We start from the raw sequence: 17,358 nt of genomic DNA on the forward strand, positions 1-17,358 counted from the left end.
CTGCCTCCAGATCGTCACCGCCGCCCGACTGGGGTGACAGGTAGGCTGGGCCGCTGACGCCGACCGGCGTCTCCCTCCCTTTGCTCCGTAGGAAGCCACCTGCGGGGCCGACACCCAGGAGTGATCCGTGGCAGCACCGTCCGCCAAGCTCGACGCCGTCGTCTCCCTCGCCAAGCGGCGAGGTTTTGTGTTCCAGTCCGGCGAGATCTACGGCGGTACCCGCTCCGCGTGGGACTACGGACCGCTGGGTACCGAGCTCAAGGAGAACATCAAGCGGCAGTGGTGGAAGGCCATGACGCGTCGTGACGACATCGTCGGCCTCGACTCCGCCGTCATCCTCCCCACCCCGGTGTGGCACGCGTCGGGTCATCTCGGCGCGTTCAACGACCCGCTGACGGAGTGCCTGAGCTGCCACAAGCGGTTCCGCGAGGACCACATGATCGAGGAGTTCGAGGAGAAGAAGGGCCGCGCCCCCGAGGGTGGCCTCGCCGAGATCGCCTGCCCGAACTGCGGCACGCGCGGTCAGTGGACCGAGCCGCGCGACTTCAACATGATGCTCAAGACGTACCTCGGCCCTGTCGAGGACGAGTCCGGTGTGCACTACCTGCGCCCGGAGACGGCGCAGGGCATCTTCGTGAACTACTCCAACGTCGCGGCGGCCGCGCGCAAGAAGCCGCCGTTCGGCATCGCGCAGATCGGCAAGTCGTTCCGCAACGAGATCACGCCGGGCAACTTCATCTTCCGCACGCGCGAGTTCGAGCAGATGGAGATGGAGTTCTTCGTCGAGCCGGGCACCGACGTCGAGTGGCACCAGTACTGGATCGACATGCGCATGGCCTGGTACACCGACCTCGGCGTCGACCCGGAGAACCTGCGCCTGTACGAGCACCCGGAAGAGAAGCTGTCGCACTACTCGACCCGCACCGTGGACATCGAGTACCGCTTCGGCTTCACCGGCGGCGAGTGGGGCGAGCTCGAGGGCATCGCCAACCGCACCGACTTCGACCTCAAGACCCACTCGGAGCACTCGGGCAAGGACCTCTCCCACTTCGACCAGGAGAAGAACGAGCGCTGGATCCCGTACGTCATCGAGCCGGCCGCGGGCCTGACCCGCTCGCTCATGGCGTTCCTGGTCGAGGCGTATTCCGAGGACGAGGCGCCCAACACCAAGGGTGGCGTCGACAAGCGCACCGTGCTGCGCCTGGACCCGCGCCTGGCGCCGGTCAAGGCGGCCGTCCTGCCGCTGAGCCGCAACGAGAAGCTCTCGCCGAAGGCGCGTGACCTCGCGGCCGAGCTGCGCAAGAACTGGAACGTCGACTTCGACGACGCCGGCGCCATCGGCCGCCGCTACCGCCGTCAGGACGAGATCGGCACCCCGTTCTGCATCACGGTCGACTTCGACACGCTCGACGACGACGCCGTGACCATCCGCCACCGTGACTCCATGACGCAGGAGCGCGTGTCCCTGGACAAGGTCACCGGCTACCTCGCGGGGCACCTCGTCGGCGCCTGACGCGCCCGCCCGAGCCACCGGGACGAGGCAATGACGAGGGCCCCGGACCGCCTTGTGCGGTCCGGGGCCCTCGCCATCCGTGTGCACCGCAGGCTATTTCGGCCGCGGTGGCGGCAAGGTCAGGTGCGACTGCGGCGAAGCAGTCCGAGGACGAGGCTGACGACGAGGACGACGACGCCGATCCAGATGAGGAACTGGCCGATCTCTGTGGCGAGCCCGAGGATGACGAGCACGACGCCGATCAGGATGAGGATGAGCCATGCGGGCATGGTGACCTCCTGTGTTTCACGCGGCGCCCGGTCGGCGCCGCCGTTTCTCAAACGTCTCACAACGGTGTGATTCACGCGACCGGGACGTTCGACCCCTGCCCGCGGACGCCGCTCCTCAGGGCGTCACGTGCGTGGTGTGCACCACACGCTCGATGACGTGCGCGACGACGTCCACGGCCGTGCGCCGCGGTGCGGAGGACGGCTCCAGCAGCACGATCTCGCGCTCCACCACGTCGCGCAGCGTGCTCGTGAACAGGTCGGTGCCGGGGCGAAGGCCGCGCATCACGGGTGTGGCGAGCGCGACACCGAGGCCCTGGGCCACCAGCGCGAGCGTGGTCGAGGTGTCGTTGACCTCGTGCGCCGCCCTTGGCTCGAACCCCGCCGCGCGGCACGCCCCGCGCACCGCCGCGCCGTAGTGGGTGCCCGCCGGCGGCAGGATCCACGACAGGTGGGCCACGTCGGCCAGGTGCAGCCGGTCGGGCAGGTCCGTCGTCGGCGACGACACCAGCGCGAAGCGTTCGGTGCGCAGTGGCCGCAGCACGGTGCCGGCCAGCCGCGGGATGGGTGCGCGCGGGTAGTCGAGCCCGAGCCCCAGGTCCACGTCGCCGCGCCGCACCGCGGCGGACACGTCGTCGACGGTGAGCTCGAACCCCTCGAGGGTCACGTGCGGGTACTGATGGGCCAGCTCGGCCACCAGCCTAGGCAGCAGGCTCGCGGCCACCGTCGCGAACGCGCCGAGCCGGACGGTGCCGGCAGCGTCACCCGTCGCGGCGCGGGCCGCGTCGACCGCGTGGCGCTGGGCGGCGATGAGGGCGTCGGCGCGCTCGGTCAGCGCCTCGCCCGCGTCGGTGAGGACGACCCCGCGGCCGTGCGCGCGCACCACCTCCGTGCCCAGTGCCCGCGAGAGGGCCGAGAGCTGGTGGGAGACGGCGCCGGTCGTGAAACCGAGGGAGGCGGCCGCCGACGTCATCGTGCCGTGCTCCGCGAGCGCCACGAGCGCCCGCAGGCCGGACCAGGGCAGGTCACGAGGCGGCAGGTCGCGCAGGTCTCCGGTCGTCGGGCTCATGCCACCCAGCCTACGACCGTTCAGAAGGTCTGGACGGAATCGGCGACGATTCTTCGATGGTGCTGGACACTCCCAGGGGCGACGATGGGCGCGGACGGGTCCGTCGTCGGGCCCGCGCGAGCGAAGGAGGTCGGGTGCCGTCCCAGGACCCTCGGGCCGTGCTGCCCCTGCCGGAGCACGCCGGCGTCGTCGTCGTCGGTGGCGGCGTGATGGGCGCGTCCGTGGCCTTCCACCTCGCCGAGGACGGCGCTGACGTGCTCCTCCTCGAGGGCGGTGACCTCGCGGGCGGCAGCTCCGGCAAGCCGATCGGCGGCGTGCGGGCGCAGTTCTCCGAGGCGGCCAACATCGAGCTCGGCCGTCGCAGCCTCGAGCTGTTCGAGGGCTTTTCCCGGCGTCCCGGCGCCGACATCGGCCTGCGCCAGCCCGGCTACCTCTTCGTGCTCCCCACCGACGACGACGTCGAGACCTTCGGGCGGTCCGTCGCCCTGCAGCGCGAGCACGGCGTCGACGCACGCCTGGTCGGCCTCGCCGAGGCGCGCCGGCTCAACCCCTACCTGGCGTCCACGGGCTACGCGGGCGCTGCCTACGCGCCGCGCGACGGATGGGCCCGGCCGGGCGTCGTCGTCGGCGGGTACGCGGGGGCGGCCGAGCGGCTCGGGGCGCGGGTGCGCACCGGCGCGAAGGTGACCGGCATCGAGCCGCTCGGCACCGACACGCTCGTCACCACCCGCCGAGGCCGGGTGCGCACCCGCGCCCTGGTGCTGTGCGCCGGCGCGTGGTCGCGCCCGCTCGGGGAGCTGGCCGGGGTCGACCTGCCGGTGGACCCCGTCAAGCGGCAGATCGCGTTCACCGCGCCCGTCCCGCGCCCCGCCGGGATCGGGCCCGCCGGGATCCCGTTCACCATCGACTTCGGCAGCACCTACTACCTGCACGACGCCGAGCGGCCGGGCACGCTGCTGCTCGGCGTCGCCGACCCCACGACGCCCGTCGCGTTCGACACCCGCTACGACCCCGCGTGGGAGGAGTTGCTGCGCGAGGTCGCAGCCCGCTGCACGCCCGCGCTCGCCGACGCACCGCTGGTCGGCGGCTGGGCGGGCCTGTACGAGATGACCCCCGACCACGACGCGCTCATCGGCGAGGCCCCGGCCGCGGGAGGGGCGCGCGTGCTGTACGCGTGCGGCTTCTCCGGGCACGGCTTCCTCCAGGCGCCGGCCGTGGGCGAGGCCGTCGCCGACCTGTACGCCGGGCGCGCCGGCACCCCGGCCGCGCGCGGCGTGGACGTCCGCGCGTTCGCCGCCGACCGCTTCGCGGTCGCCGCCGGACGCGCGGAGGTCAACATCATCTGAGTCCCCGCGACCCGAGGAGAACGAACCCGTGGACCCGTCCGTGAGCTTCTACGAGCCCTGGCAGCTGCGCGCAGCCTTCGCCCGGTCCCTGTCCGACATGTACGGGCGCGAGGTGCCCGCGTACACGACGCTGCTGGAGGTGTCGCACGAGGTCAACGCCGACGTCGTGCGTGCCCGCGGCGCCGACGCCGAGCGGCTCGGCTCCATCGACCGGGTCACCGCGGAGCGGCACGGCGCCATCCGCGTCGGCACGCCCGCCGAGATCTCCCAGGTGGCGCGGATCTTCGGCGCCATGGGCATGCACCCCGTCGGGTTCTACGACCTGCGCGACGCCTCCTCGTCGTCCGTGCCGGTCATCTCCACCGCGTTCCGGCCCGTCGACCGCGACGAGCTCGCGCGCAACCCCTTCCGCGTGTTCACCTCGATGCTCGTGCCGAGCGACCGGCGGTTCTTCAGCGCCGACCTGCAGGCGCGGCTCGAGCGGTTCCTCGGCGCCCGCACGCTGTTCGGTCCGGAGCTGCTGGCGCTCGCGGACCGCGCCGAGGCCGACGGCGGGCTGGCCGCCGCCGACGCCGAGACGTTCCTGCGCCTGGCGACCGCCGCGTTCGAGCTCGGCCGCGAGCCCGTCGACCAGGCGTGGTACCGGGAGCTGGAGGCCGTCTCGGCCGTGGCGGCCGACATCGGCGGCGTGCCCACCACGCACATCAACCACCTCACGCCGCGGGTGCTCGACATCGACGACCTGTACGCCCGGATGGAGGCGCGCGGCATCACGATGATCGACGCCATCCAGGGCCCGCCCCTGTGGGAGGGGCCCGACGTGCTGCTGCGGCAGACGTCGTTCCGCGCGCTCGCCGAGCCGCGCACCTTCCGCACGCCCGACGGCGAGGTCGTGCAGGACTCGCTGCGCGTGCGGTTCGGCGAGGTCGAGGCGCGTGGCATCGCGCTCACGCGGCCCGGCCGGGCCCGCTACGACGCCGCGATCACGCAGGGCGCCACCCCCGAGGTCTGGCGCGAGTCCTTCCCCGACACCGAGGCGGGCCTCGTCGAGCAAGGGCTGGCGTACTTCACCTACGAGGTGTCCGACGCCGGTGCGGGGCTCGCGGGGATCACCCGCGAGCCGGTCGTCTACGAGGACTTCCTGCCGCGCTCGGCCGCCGGCATCTTCCAGTCCAACCTCACGGAGGAAGGCACCAAGGACGCCAGCCAGTCCGGCGAGGACCGCGACGCCGACTGGTTGTCCGGCGCCGTCGGGCGCGACCTGCACGACCCGTTCGACCTCTACGCCGCGCAGGTCGCGGCGTCGCGCGACCGCGCGGCGTCCGACCTCGGCGTCGACCCCCACCAGCTCGAGAACGTCCCCACCGGCGAGGGAGCCCAGGCATGACCACCACCGACACCACCACCCCGCTCACCACCACCCCGCTCACCACCGAGCTGCGCACCGCCGCGGCGGCAGCGCTGGACCGCCTCGGCGTCGAGGTGCCCGCGGCACCCGACGGCGGCGGCCTGGCCGTCGTCTCGCCGCTGAGCGGCGAGGTCGTCGCCACCCTCCCGGAGGCCGGCGCGGCCGACGTCGACGCCGCGGTCACGGCCGCCGCGGAGGCCTTCCGCACGTGGCGCTCGGTGCCCGGCCCGGTGCGCGGCGCCGTCGTGAAGCGGCTCGGGGAGCTGCTCACCGAGCACAAGGCGGACCTCGCCGAGCTCGTCACGCTCGAGGCGGGCAAGATCACCTCCGAGGCGCTCGGCGAGGTGCAGGAGATGATCGACGTCTGCGACCTCGCCGTCGGCCTCTCGCGCACGCTCGGCGGGCGGACGATGCCGTCGGAGCGGCCCGGCCACCGGCTCATGGAGCAGTGGCACCCGCTCGGCGTGGTCGGCGTGGTCAGCGCGTTCAACTTCCCGGTCGCGGTGTGGTCGTGGAACACCGCCGTGGCTCTCGTGTGCGGGGACACCGTCGTGTGGAAGCCGAGCGAGAAGACGCCGCTGAGCGCGCTCGCGTCGAACGCGCTGCTGCAGCGCGCGCTCGTCGAGGCCGGCTTCCCCGAGGCCGTGAGCAGCGTCGTCATCGGTGGGCGCGACGCGGGGGAGGCGCTCGTGGCCGACCGCCGCGTCGCGCTGCTGTCCGCGACCGGCTCCGAACGGATGGGCCAGCAGGTGGCCCCCGCGGTCGCAGCGCGCGGCGGGCGCTACCTCCTGGAGCTCGGAGGCAACAACGCGGCCGTCGTCGCGCCGTCCGCGGACCTGGACCTGGCCGTGCGGGGCATCGTGTTCGCCGCCGTCGGCACGGCCGGGCAGCGGTGCACCTCCATGCGCCGGCTCATCGTGCACTCGTCGGTCGTCGACGACGTCGTCGCCCGCCTCGAGCGTGCGTACACCGGGCTGCCGATCGGTGACCCGCGGGCCGAGGGCACGCTCGTCGGACCGCTCACGGACGCCGCCTCCCGCGACCGCATGCTCGCCGCGCTCCAGGAGGCGCGGGCCGACGGCGGCACGGTCGTCGTCGGCGGCGGCGCGGTCGAGGTGGACGGCGCGCCCGGGGCCGCGTACGTGGCGCCCGCCGTCGTGCGCATGCCCGCGCAGACCGCCGTCGTGCAGCGCGAGACGTTCGCGCCGATCCTCTACGTGATGTCGTATGAGACGCTCGACGAGGCGATCGCGATGCACAACGACGTCCCGCAGGGGCTGAGCAGCGCCATCTTCACGCTCGACGGCCGGGAGGCCGAGACCTTCCTGTCCGAGGCGGGGTCCGACTGCGGCATCGTCAACGTCAACATCGGCACCTCCGGCGCGGAGATCGGCGGCGCGTTCGGCGGCGAGAAGTCCACGGGCGGCGGGCGCGAGTCCGGCTCCGACTCGTGGAAGCAGTACATGCGCCGCGCCACGAACACGGTGAACTACTCCACGGAGCTGCCCCTGGCGCAGGGCGTCACCTTCGGCTGACCTCGCCATGTGCTGTGAGCGGGCGTTTGGCCCGGTTCGCTCCGCGGAACCGGGCCGAACGCCCGCTCACACGCCCGGTGACGGCCCGGTGGCGGCGTGACGAAGACAACCGCAGCAGGGCTGCGACGTTTGCGACAATGGATGACGTGACCTCCACCCTCGAACCCGTCAGCACGCCGGCCGCCGCGGCGCGTGTGCTGCCGCCGCTGCAGATCGGTCCGATCACCGTGGACACCCCCGTGGTGCTCGCGCCGATGGCAGGCGTCACGAACCGGGCGTTCCGCACCCTGTGCCGCGAGGCGGGGGCGTCCCAGGGCTTCGACCCCGGCCTGTACGTGGCCGAGATGGTGACCAGCCGGGCCCTGGTCGAGCGCAACGCCGAGTCGCTGCGCATCGTCACGTTCGGCGCCGACGAGACACCGCGCTCGGCACAGGTGTACGGCGTCGACCCGGCGACCGTCGGCGAGGCGGTGCGGATCATCGCGTCCGAGGACCGCGCCGATCACGTCGACCTCAACTTCGGCTGCCCCGTGCCCAAGGTGACGCGCAAGGGCGGGGGCGCCGCGCTGCCCTGGAAGCGGCAGCTGTTCACCGACATCGTGCGCGCCGCCGTCGACGCCGCCGCGCCGCACGGCGTGCCCGTGACCGTGAAGATGCGCAAGGGCATCGACGACGACCACCTGACATACCTCGAGGCCGGCAGGATCGCGGAGTCCCTCGGGGTGGCGGCCGTCGCGCTGCACGCCCGCACGGCGGCCGAGCACTATTCCGGCACGGCGGACTGGACCGCGATCGCGCGGCTCAAGGAGGCCGTGCGGACGGTCCCGGTGCTCGGCAACGGCGACATCTGGGCGGCCGAGGACGCCGTGCGGATGGTGCGCGAGACCGGCGTCGACGGCGTGGTCGTCGGACGCGGGTGCCAGGGGCGGCCGTGGCTGTTCGCGGACCTCGCCGCCGCGTTCCACGGCTCCGACGTGCGCGTGCGCCCCGGCCTGCGCGAGGTCGCCGACACCATCGACCGGCACGGCCGGCTCATGGTGGACTACTTCGACGGTGACGAGGGCAAGGGCGTGCGCGACCTGCGCAAGCACATGGCCTGGTACCTCAAGGGCTACCCGGTGGGCGGCGAGGTGCGGCGCGAGCTGGCGCTGGTGTCGTCCCTCGCCGAGCTGCGCGAGCGGCTGGACGGTCTCGACCTGACCCTGCCCTACCCGGGCGAGGGCGCCGAGGGCCCGCGCGGTCGCGCCGGTTCGCCCAAACAGCCCCACCTGCCCTACGGGTGGTTGGACTCGCGCGAGCTCGACGCCGAGTTCGAGGAGAAGCTGCGCGAGGCCGAGCTGAGCGTCAGCGGCGGTTGACCCGGCACCACCCCCGCCGAGATAGAGAGGTCCCCCCGCCGAGATAGAGAGGTCCGACCTCTCTATCTCGACGGGGGACCTCTCTATCTCGGCACCCGGGGGTCTCTATCTCGGCGGGGGTGGTGCTCTATCTCGGCGGAGGGGTCAGCCGCGGAGCCAGACGGTCGTGTCCTGCGGGACGCGGGTCTGCGGGTCGGCCGAGCGGTCGGTGACGACCGGGCCGGACGCCATCAGCACCTCGACACCGCGGGGGAGCAGCACCGGGTCGGCACCGAGGTTGGTCAGCACCGTGACGGTGCCGTGCTCTCCCTCGTTGCGGAACGCGATGACGTGCTCGTCCTCGGCCCAGGCGTCGAGCCACGCGAGGTTGCCGTGGCCCAGGCCCTCGGCCCGGCGCGTGACCAGCGCCGCCCGGTACATCTCGAACGTCGAGTCCTCGACGCCGTACTGGGCGTCCGCGGCGTAGCGCGCGAACGACTCGGGCTGCGGCAGCCAGGGCTCGCCCGCGGTCCCGAACCCGAAGCCGGGAGCCTCGGCGGACCACGGCAGCGGCACGCGGCAGCCGTCACGACCCGCCTCGGTGCCGCCGGTGCGGAAGAACGCCGGGTCCTGACGCACCTCGGCCGGCAGCGCGGTGTGCTCGGGCAGGCCGAGCTCCTCGCCCTGGTAGAGGTAGGCCGAGCCCGGCAGGCCCAGCATGAGCAGCGTGGCGGCACGGGCGCGGTGCAGGCCGAGCGCCTCGTCGGGCTGCGGGTCGGTGGCGAAGACGCCGTTGACCTTCACCGACGGGTCGGTGGAGCCGAGCCGCGACGGGTGGCGCACCACGTCGTGGTTGGACAGCACCCAGGTGGTGGGCGCGCCGACCTCGTCGTTGGCCCGGTAGGAGGCGGCGATGACGGTGCGCAGGGGCGCGGCCTGCCAGCCGGTGGTGAGGAACGAGAAGTTGAACGCCTGGTGCATCTCGTCGGGGCGCACGTAGCGGGCGAGCCGGCTCAGCGGCTCGACCCACGCCTCGGCGACCAGCGCACGGTCGCCGTCGTAGGCGGCCAGCACCTGGTGCCACTCGCGGTAGATCTCGTGCACGCCGTCCTGGTCGAACATGGGGCCGGCGTTGCTGGCGCCGGTGGAGCCGTCCTCGGGCGCGCCCGGCTCGACGTCGTCCGCGACCTCGTCGCTCGACCCGGCGACCATCTCGACGTGGCCGTCCCAGTCGGGCAGGCCGTCGGCCTTGACCATGCCGTGGGCGACGTCGATGCGGAAGCCGTCGACGCCGCGGTCCAGCCAGAAGCGCAGCACGTCGACGAACTCGGCGCGCACCTCGGGGCGGGTCCAGTCGAGGTCGGGCTGGGAGGAGTCGAACAGGTGCAGGTACCACTGCGGTCCCTGCTCGCCGTCGTCCTCGCGGGGCGCGAGCCGCGTCCACGCGGGCCCGCCGAAGATCGACTGCCAGTTGTTCGGCGGCTCGTCGCCGCCCGGTCCGCGGCCGTCGCGGAAGATGTACCGCTCGCGCTCGGGGGAGCCGGGAGCGGCGGCCAGCGCCTGCTGGAACCAGGCGTGCTGGTCGGAGGTGTGGTTGGGCACCAGGTCGACGATGACGCGCATGCCGCGCGCGTGGGCGCCGGCGAGCATCGTGTCGAAGTCGGCGAGGGTGCCGAACAGGGGGTCGACGTCGCGGTAGTCGGAGACGTCGTAGCCGGCGTCCTTCTGCGGGGACCGGTAGAACGGGGAGAGCCAGATCGCGTCGACGCCGAGCGTCCCGAGGTGGTCGAGACGCGACGTGATGCCGGCGAGGTCGCCGATGCCGTCGCCGTTCCCGTCTGCGAAGGACCTCGGGTAGACCTGGTAGATGACGGCATCGCGCCACCACTCGCGAGCGGCGTCGCTGCCCGCGTGCACGACGTGGGTGCTGCGGAGGGCGGCGGGGACGGCGGTCTGGCTGGAGGTCATCGAGGCTTCCTCACCTGGTCGGTCGGCACGGCACGGTGGTTCGACCCTCGAGTGTATGCGTTGCTGCAACGTTTGCAGAAACGGGGGGACCGATCAGGTCCGCGGGACGGCTCCGGTGGACCCGCGGACGACGAGCTCCGGCGCGAAGAGCAGCTCCGTGCGCGGGGCGCGCTCGCCCTGGATCTCCGTGAGCAGGGCGCTGACGGCGGCACGGGCCATCGCCTCGACGGGCTGGCGCACGGTGGTCAGCGGCGGCTCGGTGAACGCGATGAGGGGTGCGTCGTCGTAGCCGACGACCGACACGTCGCCCGGCACCGACAGGCCCCGTGACCTGGCGGCGCGCACCGCGCCGAGCGCCATCAGGTCCGACGCGCAGACCACGGCCGTGTGCCCGGACTCGAAGAGCTCCGCGGCCGCTGCCTGGCCGCCCTCGAGGGTGTAGAGGCTGGAGCGGGTGTGCTCGGCCGCCGCGCGCTCGTCGGCCGCCAGCCCGCGGGCGACCAGGCCCTTGGTGAACGCGGCGAGCTTGCGCCGCGACGGCACGTACCGCTCGGGCCCGATCGCGAGCCCGATGCGGGTGTGCCCGAGCGACACGAGGTGCTGGAGCGCCACGTCGACGCTCGCGGCGTCGTCGGGAGAGATGAACGGTGCGTCGATCCCCGGGGCGTACCCGTTGACCAGCACGATCGGGACCCCCTGGCTGCGGAGCAGCTCGTAGCGGGAGTGGTCGGCGCGGGAGTCGGCGTGCAGGCCCGAGATGAAGACGATCCCGTCGACGCTGTGGTCGACCAGGGTGCTCACGTACTCGTCCTCGGTGGTGCCGCCGGGCGCCTGCGTGCACAGCAGCGGCGTGTAGCCCCGCTGGGCCAGGATCGACTCGATGGCCTGCGCGAACGCGGGGAAGACGGGGTTCGTCAGCTCCGGGACGATGAGGCCGACGAGCCCGGCCGACCGGCCGCGCAGCAGCGAGGGCCGCTCGTACCCGAGCACGTCGAGGGCGGCCAGCACGGCTTGCCGGGTGGAGCTCGCCACGCCGGGCTTCCCGTTGAGCACGCGCGAGACCGTGGCGGTGGAGACGCCGGCCTGCTCGGCCAGGTCGCTCAGACGGGTGCGCACCCGCACGATCGTAGGGGACACCGGACCTCCTCGTCCTGGCTGGGGCCGTCCGTGGTCACCGGACCGCCGTGAGTACGACCGTCGGCCGTCGGGCCACCGATTGCAAGCCCGTTGCTGAAAAGTTATCGCAAGATCTTGCAATCGCCGCATCGGGTGCCTACGTTATGGGCAAGCAGGGCCCCGACGACGTCGTCGGAGGGGCCACCCACCGATGACACTGGGAGTAACCCGATGCGACGGAGCATCCTTCTTGTCTCTGCGCTGGCCACCACGCTCGTCCTGACGGCGTGCGGGGCCGGCGACACCGGCGACGCGAGCACCGACGACCCGAGCGCCGCCGCCGGCAACGGGTCCGGCGAGCTCACGGTCTGGGTCGACGAGACCCGCCAGGCCGCCGTCGAGCAGGCCGCGAAGGCGTACGAGGACGAGTCCGGCGTCGACGTCGAGCTCGTGCTGAAGAACTTCGACGACATCCGCACGGACTTCCTCGCGCAGGTCCCGACGGGCGAGGGCCCCGACATCACCGTCGGAGCGCACGACTGGCTGGGCGAGCTCAGCACGAACGGCGTGGTCGCCCCGATCGAGCTGGGCGACAAGGCCGCCGCCTTCGAGGAGGTCTCGGTCCAGGCCTTCACCCAGGACGGCCAGGTCTACGGCCTGCCCTACGCCATCGAGAACATCGCGCTCATCCGCAACACCGAGCTCGCCCCCGAGGCACCCGCGACCTACGACGACATGGTGGCAGCCGGCGAGAAGGCCGACACCAAGTTCCCGTTCCTCGTCCAGACGGGCACCGAGGGCGACCCGTACACGTACTACCCGTTCCAGACGTCGTTCGGTGCGCCGGTCTTCGCGCAGAACGCGGACGGCTCGTACAAGCCCGAGCTCACGCTCGGCGGCGACGCCGGTGAGGCGTTCGCGACCTGGCTCGCCGAGGAGGGCGAGGCCGGCAACCTCAGCACCGACGTCACGTACGACATCGCGGTGGAGGCGTTCGCCAAGGGCAACTCGCCGTTCATCATCGGCGGCCCGTGGATGCTCGAGCAGTTCGCCGACCTGGACCTCGCCATCGACCCGATCCCGGCCGCGGGCGACCAGCCTGCTCAGCCCTTCGTCGGTGTCCAGGGCTTCTACGTCAACGCGCAGAGCAAGAACGCCCTGCTCGCCAACGACTTCCTCGTGAACTACCTGGCGACGCCCGAGGCGCAGACGGCCCTGTTCGAGGCCGGCGGCCGCCCGCCGGCGCTCCTCGAGTCCGCGGACGCCGCGTCGTCCGACCCGGTCATCGCGGGCTTCCGTGAGGTCGGCGCCGAGGCCGTCCCGATGCCCTCCATCCCGGAGATGGGCTCCGTGTGGGCTTTCTGGGGCGTCACCGAGGCCAACATCATCACCGGCAAGTCCGACCCGGTGAAGGCCTGGGACAAGATGGTCTCCGACATCACCGGCGCGCTCGGCTGATGTCCTCACGCACCACCGTCGTGGCCGGCTCCGGGACCCGTTCCGGAGCCGGCTTCGCCGTGAAGCTGGTCCTCATGGCACTCGTGGACGCGCTCGGCGTCTTCGGCGTGCTCGCCGCCTGGCGTGCCGAGTCGTGGGGGATCCTCGCGGCGATGGTCGCGCTGCTCGTCGCCGCGAACTGGGTGTACTTCTCCCGGCGCACCCTGCCGCTGAAGTACGTGCTGCCAGGCCTCGCGTTCCTGCTCGTCTACCAGGTCTACGTGATCGGGTACACGGGGTACGTCGCGTTCACCAACTACGGCGACGGGCACAACTCCACCAAGAGCCAGGCGATCGAGGCGCTGCTCGTGCAGAACGAGCGTCGCGTCGAGGGGTCGCCGGCCGAGCCGCTGACGGTGCTGGAGTCCGGCGACGAGCTCGGGTTCGCCGTCACGGACGAGGACGGCCGGGTCGAGGTCGGTTCGGCCACGCAGCCGCTCGAGCCGGCCCCGGACGCCGTCGTCGGCGACGACGGGCGGGCGACGCAGGTGCCCGGGTGGTCGGTGCTGGACCGCGCGCAGGTGCTCGAGCGCCAGCAGGAGGTCACGACGCTGCGGGTCCCGGTCTCCGACGACGCCGAGGCAGGCTCCGTGCGCACGCAGGACGCGCGGACCGGCTACGTGTTCCGGTCGGTGCTGACGTACGACGAGGCCGCCGACACGATGACGGACACGTCGACGGGCACCGTGTACTCGCCCAACGACGACGGTCAGTTCGAGGCCGCGGACGGGTCGACGCTCCCCGTGGGGTGGCGCGTCACGGTGGGCTTCGAGAACTTCGCGACGGCGTTCGGCGACCCGCGCTACGCCGAGCCGTTCGTGCAGATCCTCCTGTGGACGTTCGCGTTCGCCATCCTGTCGGTGGTGACCACGTTCGTGCTCGGCATGTTCCTGGCGATGGTCTTCAACGACCCGCGCCTGCGCGGGCGCAGGATCTACCGGACGCTGTCGATCCTGCCGTACGCGATGCCGGGGTTCCTCGCGGCCCTGCTGTGGTCCGGCATGCTCAACAAGAGCTTCGGCGTGATCAACCAGGTGCTGCTGGGCGGTGCGGACGTCCCGTGGCTCACCGACCCGTGGCTCGCCAAGCTGTCGGTGCTCGGCGTCAACCTGTGGCTGGGGTTCCCGTACATGTTCCTCATCTGCACGGGCGCGCTCCAGTCCCTGCCGGGCGACGTCTACGAGGCGGCGAAGATCGACGGTGCGGGACGATGGCGGACGTGGCGCTCGATCACGATGCCGCTGCTGCTGGTCGCCACCGCGCCGCTGCTCATCTCGAGCTTCGCGTTCAACTTCAACAACTTCACCCTGATCAAGATGCTGACGAACGGCGGGCCACGGTTCGACGACGCGTCCGTGCCCCTGGGGCACACCGACATCCTGATCTCGATGGTCTACAACGTGTCGGGCCTGGACGGGACGGCACCGCGTGACTACGGCCTGGCGAGCGCGCTGTCGATCGTGATCTTCGTGGTGGTCGGCGTGATCTCCGCGCTCGCGTTCCGGCAGACCCGCAAGCTCGAGGAGCTGAGCTGATGACGACCTCGAACCAGCACTCGACGACGACGACGACGACGGCGACGGCGGCCGGCGCCCCGGCGCAGGTGCTGCGCCACCGCATGAGCTTCGCGCGCTGGGCGCGCGAGCTGGGCTGGCGGCACCTGGTGGGCGTCCTTGCCGCCGCGTACGCGGTCTTCCCGCTCGTGTACGTGCTGTCCGCCTCGCTGTCGGCCAGCGGCACCCTGACGGGCTCCAACGAGCTGTTCGCCGAGGTGAGCGGCGCGAACTACGTGGCGCTGGGCGGCACGAAGTTCTGGACCTGGATGGTGAACACGCTCGTCATCGGCATCGCGACGGCCGTGGGCACCGTGCTCATGGGGGCTGCGGCGGCCTACGCCTTCTCGCGGTTCCGGTTCACCGGCCGCCGCCTGGGGCTGACCTCGCTGCTGATCATCCAGATGTTCCCGCAGATGCTCGCGTTCGTCGCGATCTTCCTGCTGCTCATCTCTCTGGGGCAGGTGGTGCCGGCGCTGGGCCTGAACTCCAAGCTCGCGCTGATCTGCGTGTACCTGGGCGGTGCGCTCGGGGTGAACACGTTCCTCATGTACGGGTTCTTCAACACGGTCCCGCGCGAGCTCGACGAGGCCGCGAAGATCGACGGCGCCACCCACGCCCAGACGTACTGGACGATCATCCTGCGGATGGTCACGCCGATCCTGGCGGTCGTGGCGCTGCTGAGCTTCATCAGCACGTTCGGCGAGTTCATCATCGCTCGCGTGGTGCTGCAGTCGGAGTCGAACTGGACCCTGGCGGTGGGGCTGTACGGCTGGGTGTCGGACCTGCTCGAGGCCAACTGGGGGCTGTTCGCCGCCGGCGCGGTGCTGTCGGCGCTCCCGGTGCTCGCGCTGTTCCTGTTCCTCCAGAAGTACATCGTGGGCGGCCTGACCGCCGGGTCGGTCAAGGGCTGACCCGCACGACGACCCGCACGACGACCAGCACGACGACCCGCACGACGACCCGCACGACGACCCGGCCGAGCGCCGGCGTGGCTCCGGCCGCGCCGGCGCTTCGCCGTCGGCTCCCCGCCAGTTGTGGCGCTGGTCACACGGTGGTCCTAGCCTGAGCGTCATGACCGACCACACGCGCAGCTACAGCCCGGACCTCGAGCGTCTCACCGACGCCGCCGACGACTCGTTCTCCGTGCGCCGCGCGTACGGCGAGCCCTACGAGCACCAGGGCCACCTCGTCATCCCCGTCGCCAAGGTCTGGGGCGGCATCGGCACCGGTGCCGGTGGCGGCGCGGGTACCGGCTCGGGCCTGGGCTCCGGGCAGGGCACCGGCAGCGGCACGGGCAGCGGTGCCGCGGGCGGGTCCGGCCGGGGGACCGGTGACGGCGGCGCGGGGTGGAGCCGGTCGTTCAGCTTCAGATCGAAGGGTGCGCCCGCGGAAGGGGCGGAGGCGACCACCGGCGGGCCGGACGCGTCCGACGCGTCGACGTCGTCCGGCGGGGCCGTGTCGTCGGGCGGGGACGCGCCGTCGGGCGGTTCACCGCAGGGCTCGGCGCACGGGGACGCGTCGGGTGACGCGAAGGGCGAGGCCAAGGGCGAGGCGCAGGGCGAGGCCCGGGCCGAGATCCGCGGTGAGGGGCAGGGCGACGGCGGCGGCGGGGGAGGCGGCTACGGCGTCCGGGTCAAGCCGCTGGGCGTGATCGTCGTCTCGCCCGAGGGCGCGCGCTTCCAGCCGGTGCTGGACCTCAACCGGGTGATCCTCGGCGGCCAGGCGGTCGGCGTCGCGATCGCGCTCGCCCTGGGGTGGGCGATCGGCCGCCGTCGCCGCTGACCCACCCGCCGGGCGCGCCGACGGAGCGCCGACCGGTCCCGGCTCGCCGCCTCCTGTGCCAGCATCGGGACCGTGAACCTGGAACGCATCGCCGTCATCTCCGACGTCCACGGCAACCTCGGCGCGCTCGAGGCGGTGCTCGCGGACGTCGCCGACCGCGGGATCTCGAGGGTGATCAACCTCGGCGACGACGCGGGCAAGGGACCGCGGGGCAGCGCCGTCGTCGACCGCCTGGCGCGGGTGTGCGAGGTCGACGTGCGCGGCAACTGGGACGAGTTCCTGCCGCAGATCCCTGACGACGGCCCCGAGGAGATGGTCTGGTGGCGCGACGAGCTGCGCGCCGACCAGCGGGACCGGATCGCCGCGAAGCCGCTGAGCCACGACCTGCTGCTGAGCGGCCGCCGGGTGCGCCTGTTCCACGCGTCCGCCACCAGCGTGCACACCCGGGTGCACTTCCACCACACGCCCGAGGAGTTCGCGGGCATGTTCGCGGCGACGCCGCTCACCGGCCCGGGACCGGAGCCGACCGTCGTCGGCTACGGCGACGTGCACGACGCGTACCTGGAGACGGCCGACGGGCGCACGCTGTTCAACACCGGCAGCGTCGGGAACCCGTTGGACGAGCCGACGCCCGCCTACGTGATCCTCGAGGGCGTGCCCGACGACCCGGAGACCGGGCCGTTCGGCATCCAGCACGTGCGCGTGCCGTACGACGTCGAGGCGGAGCTGGCCGTCGCCCGCGACCTCGGCATGCCGCAGTACGCGGAGTGGGAGCAGGAGCTGCGCACGGCCGTCTACCGGGGGCGGGCGGTCACCGCCTCCTGAGGCGGCGCCAGGCACCGGGCAGGCACCGGGCAGGCACCGGGCAGGCACGGGGCAGGCACGGGGCAGGCACCGGGCAGGCACCGCGGGCCGTGCCAGGACGTCGGTGGTGCTCGCTAGGCTGCACCCTGTGCAGACGTTCG

The 17,358-nt window shown here is 72.6% G+C and carries 14 protein-coding genes; 10 read left to right on the forward strand and 4 right to left on the reverse strand.

Going from position 1 to position 17,358, the window contains the following annotated elements; translation table 11 throughout:
- Positions 1 to 127: 127 nt before the first annotated feature.
- Positions 128 to 1,513: a glycine--tRNA ligase gene (locus tag LEP48_RS16400; protein ID WP_225566648.1), complete on the forward strand. Its 1,386-nt coding sequence runs from the start codon at positions 128 to 130 to the stop codon at positions 1,511 to 1,513.
- 119 nt (positions 1,514 to 1,632) lie between these two features.
- On the opposite strand, the gene LEP48_RS16405 is transcribed toward LEP48_RS16400, so the two are convergent.
- Entirely contained in the window at positions 1,633 to 1,782 is a 150-nt protein-coding gene (locus tag LEP48_RS16405; protein ID WP_225566649.1) for a hypothetical protein, read from the reverse strand.
- A 115-nt stretch (positions 1,783 to 1,897) separates the two neighbouring features.
- The gene (locus tag LEP48_RS16410; RefSeq protein WP_225566650.1) at positions 1,898 to 2,848 is read right to left on the reverse strand and encodes a LysR substrate-binding domain-containing protein; all 951 of its coding nucleotides are present in this window, start codon (positions 2,846 to 2,848) and stop codon (positions 1,898 to 1,900) included.
- Positions 2,849 to 2,982: 134 nt separating this feature from the next.
- On the opposite strand from LEP48_RS16410, the gene LEP48_RS16415 reads away from it, so the two are divergent.
- The 4 genes from LEP48_RS16415 to dusB all read left to right on the forward strand — a co-directional run bounded on the left by LEP48_RS16415 (position 2,983) and on the right by dusB (position 8,495).
- Entirely contained in the window at positions 2,983 to 4,194 is a 1,212-nt protein-coding gene (locus tag LEP48_RS16415) for an NAD(P)/FAD-dependent oxidoreductase (protein WP_225566651.1), read from the forward strand.
- A 28-nt stretch (positions 4,195 to 4,222) separates the two neighbouring features.
- Positions 4,223 to 5,581 carry a 2-oxoadipate dioxygenase/decarboxylase gene (hglS, locus tag LEP48_RS16420; RefSeq protein WP_225566652.1) on the forward strand — a complete coding sequence of 453 codons (1,359 nt, stop codon included), beginning with the start codon at positions 4,223 to 4,225 and terminating at the stop codon, positions 5,579 to 5,581.
- Positions 5,578 to 7,137: an L-piperidine-6-carboxylate dehydrogenase gene (gene amaB / locus LEP48_RS16425; protein WP_225566653.1), complete on the forward strand. Its 1,560-nt coding sequence runs from the start codon at positions 5,578 to 5,580 to the stop codon at positions 7,135 to 7,137. The genes hglS and amaB overlap by 4 nt, the downstream gene beginning before the upstream one ends.
- Before the next feature lie 137 nt (positions 7,138 to 7,274).
- A complete protein-coding gene (gene dusB, locus LEP48_RS16430) occupies positions 7,275 to 8,495 on the forward strand; it encodes a tRNA dihydrouridine synthase DusB (protein WP_225566654.1) in 1,221 nt (406 codons plus the stop codon).
- A gap of 144 nt (positions 8,496 to 8,639) precedes the next feature.
- Here dusB and LEP48_RS16435 read toward each other — a convergent pair whose 3' ends face one another.
- Complete coding sequence (locus tag LEP48_RS16435) at positions 8,640 to 10,442, reverse strand: glycoside hydrolase family 13 protein (protein WP_225566655.1); 1,803 nt, start codon at positions 10,440 to 10,442, stop codon at positions 8,640 to 8,642.
- Between the two features lie 93 nt (positions 10,443 to 10,535).
- Complete coding sequence (locus LEP48_RS16440; RefSeq protein ID WP_225566656.1) at positions 10,536 to 11,558, reverse strand: LacI family DNA-binding transcriptional regulator; 1,023 nt, start codon at positions 11,556 to 11,558, stop codon at positions 10,536 to 10,538.
- Between the two features lie 231 nt (positions 11,559 to 11,789).
- On the opposite strand from LEP48_RS16440, the gene LEP48_RS16445 reads away from it, so the two are divergent.
- The 5 genes from LEP48_RS16445 (at position 11,790) to LEP48_RS16465 (ending at position 17,218) form a co-directional block, all read left to right on the forward strand.
- Positions 11,790 to 13,016: a sugar ABC transporter substrate-binding protein gene (locus LEP48_RS16445; protein WP_225566657.1), complete on the forward strand. Its 1,227-nt coding sequence runs from the start codon at positions 11,790 to 11,792 to the stop codon at positions 13,014 to 13,016.
- Entirely contained in the window at positions 13,016 to 14,590 is a 1,575-nt protein-coding gene (locus LEP48_RS16450; protein WP_225566658.1) for an ABC transporter permease subunit, read from the forward strand. The genes LEP48_RS16445 and LEP48_RS16450 overlap by 1 nt, the downstream gene beginning before the upstream one ends.
- Entirely contained in the window at positions 14,590 to 15,522 is a 933-nt protein-coding gene (locus LEP48_RS16455) for a sugar ABC transporter permease (RefSeq protein ID WP_422723850.1), read from the forward strand. The genes LEP48_RS16450 and LEP48_RS16455 overlap by 1 nt, the downstream gene beginning before the upstream one ends.
- A 160-nt stretch (positions 15,523 to 15,682) precedes the next feature.
- The gene (locus LEP48_RS16460; protein WP_225566659.1) at positions 15,683 to 16,393 is read left to right on the forward strand and encodes a hypothetical protein; all 711 of its coding nucleotides are present in this window, start codon (positions 15,683 to 15,685) and stop codon (positions 16,391 to 16,393) included.
- Positions 16,394 to 16,465: 72 nt separating this feature from the next.
- The gene (locus LEP48_RS16465) at positions 16,466 to 17,218 is read left to right on the forward strand and encodes a metallophosphoesterase family protein (RefSeq protein ID WP_225566660.1); all 753 of its coding nucleotides are present in this window, start codon (positions 16,466 to 16,468) and stop codon (positions 17,216 to 17,218) included.
- Positions 17,219 to 17,358 lie beyond the last annotated feature (140 nt).

The organism is Isoptericola luteus (genome assembly GCF_020297055.1).
Classification (GTDB): Bacteria; Actinomycetota; Actinomycetes; order Actinomycetales; family Cellulomonadaceae; genus Isoptericola; species Isoptericola luteus.